This is a genomic window from Kaarinaea lacus (assembly GCF_975902315.1).
Map to the genome: position 1 here is coordinate 1 of NZ_CDLKIE010000458.1, position 6,450 is coordinate 6,450.

A 6,450-nucleotide genomic window follows, 5' to 3' on the forward strand; every position below is an offset into this window, starting at 1 on the left:
AGATAGAGTGTTCCCAGGTTATATTGCGCATAGGGGTATCCCCATTCCGCAGATTCGCGATACCACTTGGCCGCTTTGCTTGAACTTTTACCAACGCTCAGGCCCTGTTCATAAAAGACACCAACATTGTTTTGTGCGATGGGGTGATTTTGTTTGGCGGCTTTTTCATACCATTCAAATGCCGCAGTCAAATCTTTCTTAACACCTTTTCCGGTATGGTACATCCAGGCAATAGTCGCTTGTGCTTTGGCATATCCATCTTCCGCTAATGGCAGCCAGATATCGTATGCTGCCTTGTACTGGCCAAATAAAAATGCCATGCGGCCATTGGAATATTGGTCATCCTGAAGCACCTTAACCAGTTCCGGGTCGGGTGGGGGGCTTTCAGGTACATCAACAAGTTCGAAGTCAGCGATGTATTCACTTTCAGCATCGTCCAGATCAACATCTTGCGAAGATTGACCGGCTTCTGTTGAGGCTGATTTAGCCTGGTCTCCCATAACTGTGGCAGCCTTACCAGGAGTGGTATTAACTAATAAGGCCAGGAAGAGTATGAAAGTGAGTATCGAGTGCATAAATTAAAATTAATCTGTAAAAAGTGACCGGATTTGAATATTGGACTGCCAATAATTAATTCAGGCTTAGACTCATCTGATCTGTAGTAAAAACAGCGTCTCCGTTTCAATATTCCTTTAATTAGAGTGTAGATAGTAACATTTTGATTGGACAAGCTTATTTAAATTCTATCCTGGTGCCAACGTTTGACGGTATTTCATCGTTTTACGCTGAAAATTTTCTATATCTGAATTGTTAGGCTAACGATTCAGTATATTAGGGGATTTGCTTACAGGAGGCGAGTGTTTACTGCTTGAAAAATAAGCAGAAAAGGTGGCTCCCCAGCGCGGACTCGAACCACGGACAAGGTGATTAACAGTCACCTGCTCTACCAACTGAGCTACTGGGGAATATCTCAGAACCTTAGGGCTGGGTATGTTACCCGTGAGGCCATAACGGGTCAATACGGATCTTGTCAAAAAACGACTAATTTAGAAAATATCGACCAGATTCCGCTGAGGTAAGGTCGCATTTTTAAAAGTAGACGAGATTATGACAATAGTTTCTGTATTCGACTCAAAGCTTCTTTAAGATTTTCCAGACTGGTTGCAAACGATAGCCGCATATAACCGGGCGCACCAAAAGCAGACCCCGGGACAATTGCAACGCCAATTTTATTTAGCAAATAATCGGCGAACTCAACGTCATCTTTAACGCCATCCGTCGCATCAATCGCGGCTTTACAATCTGGAAAGGAGTAAAAAGCGCCTTGTGATTCCAGGCAGGAAATACCGTTGATGCTGTTTAGTGTTGATACAACGTATTTATGGCGTTCCCTAAACGCACTAACCATATGACTTATACACGCCTGATCACCACTGAGTGCAACTTGAGCGGCGATTTGGGAGATTGATGTGGGGTTCGAAGTACTTTGCGATTGTATTTTTTTCATCGCCTGGATTAACCATTCTGGTCCAGCAGCGTAACCGATTCGCCAACCGGTCATGGAATATGCCTTGGAGACACCATTTAGCACCACGCAACGATCGTAGAGATCAGGACAGGCATTTAAAATATTAACAAAAGGTAGATCAGTTAATAGTATGTGTTCGTAAATATCATCGGTGATCACCAGCATGTTGGGATGCTGACGAATCACTTCGCCCAATGCTTTTAATTCTTCAGCGGTATACATTGAACCTGTCGGATTTGAAGGACTGTTCAGCACCAGTAATCGCGTGTTAGGTGTTATCGATGCTTCCAGTTGCGCTGGCGTGATTTTAAATTTTTGCTCGAGTCCGGTCTCAATGACAACGGGTTCACCGTTGGCCAGTAACACCATGTCGGTATAAGACACCCAGTATGGCGCTGGTATCACTACCTCGTCACCAGGACGAATGAGCGCTTCTACGAGATTATAGAAACTGTGTTTTCCACCGCAGGACACCAGGATCTGGTTCGGTTCATAATTTAAGGAATTTTCTTTTGCCAGCTTGTCAATGATGGCCTGTTTGAGTTCAGGTATGCCATCAACAGCGGTATATTTGGTGAATCCCTGGTTGATCGCCTCAATTGCGGCGGCTTTGATGTGATCAGGCGTATCGAAATCCGGTTCTCCAGCACCCAGACCAATGATGTCTTTCCCTGCCGCTTTGAGCTCCTTAGCGCGCGCAGTGATTGCCAGGGTAGGTGAGGGCTTGATGCGTTGTACACGATGCGATAAATATTCTTTCACCAATGGTCCTTTTTAATTCAATATTGTTTTCTGAAATCCTTTCTGCACATACGTTACAATTGTATGCTGTTAGCGATCACCCTGCCAATGAAAAAATCAGGATATATTGATGTGAATTAATCTTGGCAAAGACCATCAAACCAACATGGATCAAAACACAATTTCAACCCTATGAGCAAAACATTCGAACTGGAAGCTAATTTTTCACCTGCCGGAGATCAGCCGGAAGCGATCCGGCGTCTTGTAGAGGGGATCGAAGCGGGGGAGGCTGCTCAAACCCTGTTAGGGGTAACCGGGTCAGGCAAAACTTTCACTATTGCCAACGTTATCCAGCAAACGCAGCGCCCAGCAATTATATTAGCGCCCAACAAAACCCTGGCAGCGCAGCTCTATGGCGAGATGAAAGCGTTTTTCCCTAAAAACGCCGTTGAATATTTTGTTTCTTATTATGACTACTATCAACCCGAAGCTTATGTGCCAGCATCAGACACATATATAGAAAAAGACGCTTCCATTAACGAGCACATCGAACAAATGCGTCTCTCTGCCACCAAGGCGATACTGCAGCGCAAAGACACCATAATAGTAGCTACAGTTTCGGCCATTTATGGTCTGGGTGATCCACAGTCATATTTGCAAATGGTGTTACATCTGGATCGTGGCGACACCATCGATCAGCGCAAATTATTGCGGCGCCTGGCGGAGCTTCAGTACAAGCGAAATGATGTGGAACTACATCGTGGCACTTATCGTGTGCGTGGGGATGTTATCGACATTTACCCGGCTGAGTCGGAAAGAGAGGCGGTTCGCATCGAGTTATTTGACAATGAAATCGAAGCCCTGGCTTACTTTGATCCACTAACGGGGGAAGTTACCAAGAAAGTGCCACGTTTGACGGTTTTCCCCAAAACGCACTATGTAACGCCCCGGCAAACGCTGCTGGATGCCATCGAATTAATCCGGGAAGAGTTGAAAGAACGCCTGCAGCAGTTACGAGACAGTCATAAATTGCTGGAAGCGCAGAGGCTGGAAGAACGTACCCGCTATGATATTGAAATGATATTGGAACTGGGATATTGCTCAGGCATTGAAAACTATTCGCGTTATTTATCGGGACGTGAAGCAGGGGAGCCGCCACCCACCTTGATAGAGTACATACCCCCGGATGCATTAATGATCATCGATGAGTCCCACGTCACGATTCCGCAACTGGGTGCCATGTACAAAGGTGATCGTTCCCGTAAGGAAAACCTGGTGATGTATGGCTTTCGCTTGCCTTCCGCTCTGGACAATCGCCCGTTAAGATTTGAAGAATTTGAGCACTTAATGCCGCAATCGATATTCGTTTCAGCAACGCCTGGCCCCTACGAGGATCAACATTCAGGTGATGTGATTGAGCAAGTGGTCAGGCCGACCGGGCTGATAGATCCAGAACTGGAAATTCGCCCCGCCAGCACCCAGGTCGACGATCTGCTATCGGAGATAAACAAGCGAGCCGCTGTCAATGAGCGCGTATTAGTAACCACCCTCACGAAACGGATGGCCGAAGATTTGACAGATTATCTCGGCGAGCATGGGGTAAGAGTGCGTTATATGCACTCTGATATCGACACCGTTGAACGGGTGGAAATTATTCGCGATTTGCGCCTGGGCAAATTTGATGTACTGGTAGGGATTAACTTGCTTCGTGAAGGTCTGGATATGCCAGAAGTCTCTCTGGTTGCAATATTGGATGCCGATAAAGAAGGATTTCTGCGTTCGGAACGCTCCTTGATTCAAACCATTGGCCGAGCAGCTCGCAATGTTCATGGCAAAGCCATTTTGTATGCTGATGCAATGACTGGTTCAATGGAAAGAGCGATTGGTGAGACTGAGCGGCGCCGAACCAGGCAAATAGAGCATAATGAAGCCAACGGTATTACGCCACAAACAGTACAAAAAGCGGTCGCTGATATTATGGAAGGTGCCTACGTCGCACAAAAAGGCCAACCTGCTCAATACGCTAAAGTGGCAGAAGAAACCATAGAATATGCGGCATTGACGCCAAAGCAGCTTGAGAAAAAAATCAAATCACTGGAGGATCAAATGTATCAACATGCTCAAAACTTGGAGTTCGAAGAAGCCGCAAAGCTGCGTGACCAGATTGAGCACATACGCCAATCCGCATTTGGTGTGGAAGCAGTTTAATTAGTGATAAAACTGAAAAAATTTTGCACAGATACTTGCAATCAGTGTATTCAATCGAGTATCTTTGCAGCCCTTCATTTCGGAAAACAGGCGCGTAGCTCAGTTGGTTAGAGCATCACCTTGACATGGTGGGGGTCGGTGGTTCGAATCCACTCGCGCCTACCACTCCGGGTGGTTGAGTGATTGCGCGTTAGCAGTTTTCCTATCCAGTCATCATCCTTAAGCTTTAAAGGTCTATTTCGTAATGTCTATAAGGCGATATAGTTCTTACCATTAAATACTCGATACTTTAATAGACTATATCAACCGTCGGTTGGCTTCACCAAACATCATCCCCTGCTGTTAAGACATCAGGTATTGTCGGGCTACTTAAGTAGCTGGTGAAATCGATTGCTTACCAAATCAGAAAAGAAAAACATTTGATATCAGTAGCAGGTGCTATTTTTATGGCATTGATGGCTTGAATAATCGTCAATAGCTGGCAAAATATAGCCTACCTGATAGAGTGATTTACCTATTACGGAATATAAGAATAATTAAAAAATAACAATAAAATACTATGTCAGCACTTCAATAATAAAATAAAACTAACAAGTATAACTATTACAGATGACAGGGAAAGAGGGTTATGTATCCAGGAGTTATTACACAAGAGCAATCTTCTATTGAACGTCGCTCAACGCATCGAGAAAGAAGAAGAAATCATCGCAAAGCCGCGGTTCACTCTTTCTATCGTAAACGTAGAAATCACATTCGTCGAGAACACGACAAGACGATCGGTGTCTATGTCGATACGCATGAACCAACGTTATTTTATCTAGCGCTGAGTTTGATGGTCCTTTCAGTGCTGGATGCCTTTTTCACCACCTTACTGATTTCCAATGGCAGTGAAGAGCTCAATCCTGTTTTGGCTTATCTACTGAATTTGGACTTGTATGTTTTCCTTGGTGCAAAATTTTTTGTGACGGGTTTTTCAGCGGTGTTTTTCATTATGCATAAACACCATCGCCTGTTTAATTTAATCAGTTGCTACCAGTTATTGATACTAAGCGTGGCAGTGTATTTTTTACTGGTGTGCTACGAGCTTTCCATGGTGCGGCATTTGCCGCTCATCTAGAGCATCATCCAGCCAGCAGATACACCAGTATTATGTAAGTTCTCCGTAAGACACGTCCGGTAATCTCAATAGTTACAGCGACTTTCGCTGGTATATCCAGCAGCATTGTCATGCCAATTTTCTTGTGTTATTTTCCACCTCGTACGTAGGAATTGCTATTCAATATTCAGGATTAAAATAATAGTGTTTAGCTTTTATTGTTATATGGCTGAGTGCTGAAAAAAAGATGTGTAATGATTAACCAAAAGATTGTATAGTTGCCATACAAATACAAAATGGGGAGAGACAGGGGGAGCTGTAGTACGGAAACACGGTGAAAGGATCGTAGTTCTTCGGGACCGAAGTGTAAGGGAGCGCTACATCAATTCTTACCAAAGGGCAGGTGTCCAGGCTCTTTGGAAAAATGCTTAATCCAGGGCGCACAAGAATTCATCCACACTCCGTGCTGTCGATCACAAACGAAACCACTAACTTAAGATGTTTATCTTTAGTGTAATAAAGAGTGAGATAAAGGAGTAAATGATGAAGATGCAAAGATCCGCCAAGTATGCAGTAGGTTTTACCCTGATCGAACTGATGATCGTTATTGCGATTATTGGTATTTTAGCCGCCGTGGCTATACCCCAGTATCAAAGATACACAGTGCGTTCTCAGGCGTCACAAGCACTAAGCGCTATCAGACCTTGGCAATTGGGATTGGGAGAGTTTGCGTTGACCAACCAAAATTTGCCAACTACAGGCCAGGTAACCGCTAATCCACTAATAATTCCGGGTATCAACAGCTTGAATGAAGTTGACAACTGTAATGGTATTGTTCAAAACATTGCATATACGTCAGCCGGTGGTGCAGTTGCCG

Annotated in this window: 5 protein-coding genes and 2 tRNA genes; 4 read left to right on the forward strand and 3 right to left on the reverse strand. The window is 44.5% G+C overall.

Features of this window, described 5'->3' with window-relative positions; genetic code table 11:
• The 3 genes from ACWVCM_RS14175 to ACWVCM_RS14185 all read right to left on the reverse strand — a co-directional run.
• Positions 1-500: tetratricopeptide repeat protein (locus ACWVCM_RS14175; protein ID WP_455202415.1), on the reverse strand; the 500-nt coding region annotated here is incomplete at its 3' end.
• A 389-nt stretch (positions 501-889) separates the two neighbouring features.
• Positions 890-965 (reverse strand) — tRNA-Asn (locus ACWVCM_RS14180).
• Between the two features lie 140 nt (positions 966-1,105).
• Positions 1,106-2,290, reverse strand: a complete 1,185-nt coding sequence (locus ACWVCM_RS14185; protein ID WP_455202416.1) for a pyridoxal phosphate-dependent aminotransferase — start codon at positions 2,288-2,290, stop codon at positions 1,106-1,108.
• Between the two features lie 171 nt (positions 2,291-2,461).
• Between ACWVCM_RS14185 and uvrB the strand changes: the two genes are divergently transcribed.
• The 4 genes from uvrB to ACWVCM_RS14205 form a co-directional block, all read left to right on the forward strand.
• Positions 2,462-4,477 (forward strand): excinuclease ABC subunit UvrB, encoded by a 2,016-nt coding sequence (gene uvrB / locus ACWVCM_RS14190; RefSeq protein ID WP_455202417.1) that lies wholly within the window; start codon positions 2,462-2,464, stop codon positions 4,475-4,477.
• An 88-nt stretch (positions 4,478-4,565) separates the two neighbouring features.
• A tRNA-Val gene (locus ACWVCM_RS14195) sits at positions 4,566-4,642 on the forward strand.
• A gap of 463 nt (positions 4,643-5,105) precedes the next feature.
• On the forward strand, positions 5,106-5,594 hold the full coding sequence (locus ACWVCM_RS14200) for a DUF5658 family protein (protein ID WP_455202418.1): 489 nt from the start codon (positions 5,106-5,108) through the stop codon (positions 5,592-5,594).
• A 522-nt stretch (positions 5,595-6,116) separates the two neighbouring features.
• The coding region (locus ACWVCM_RS14205; RefSeq protein WP_455202419.1) for a pilin at positions 6,117-6,450 on the forward strand (334 nt) is incomplete at its 3' end.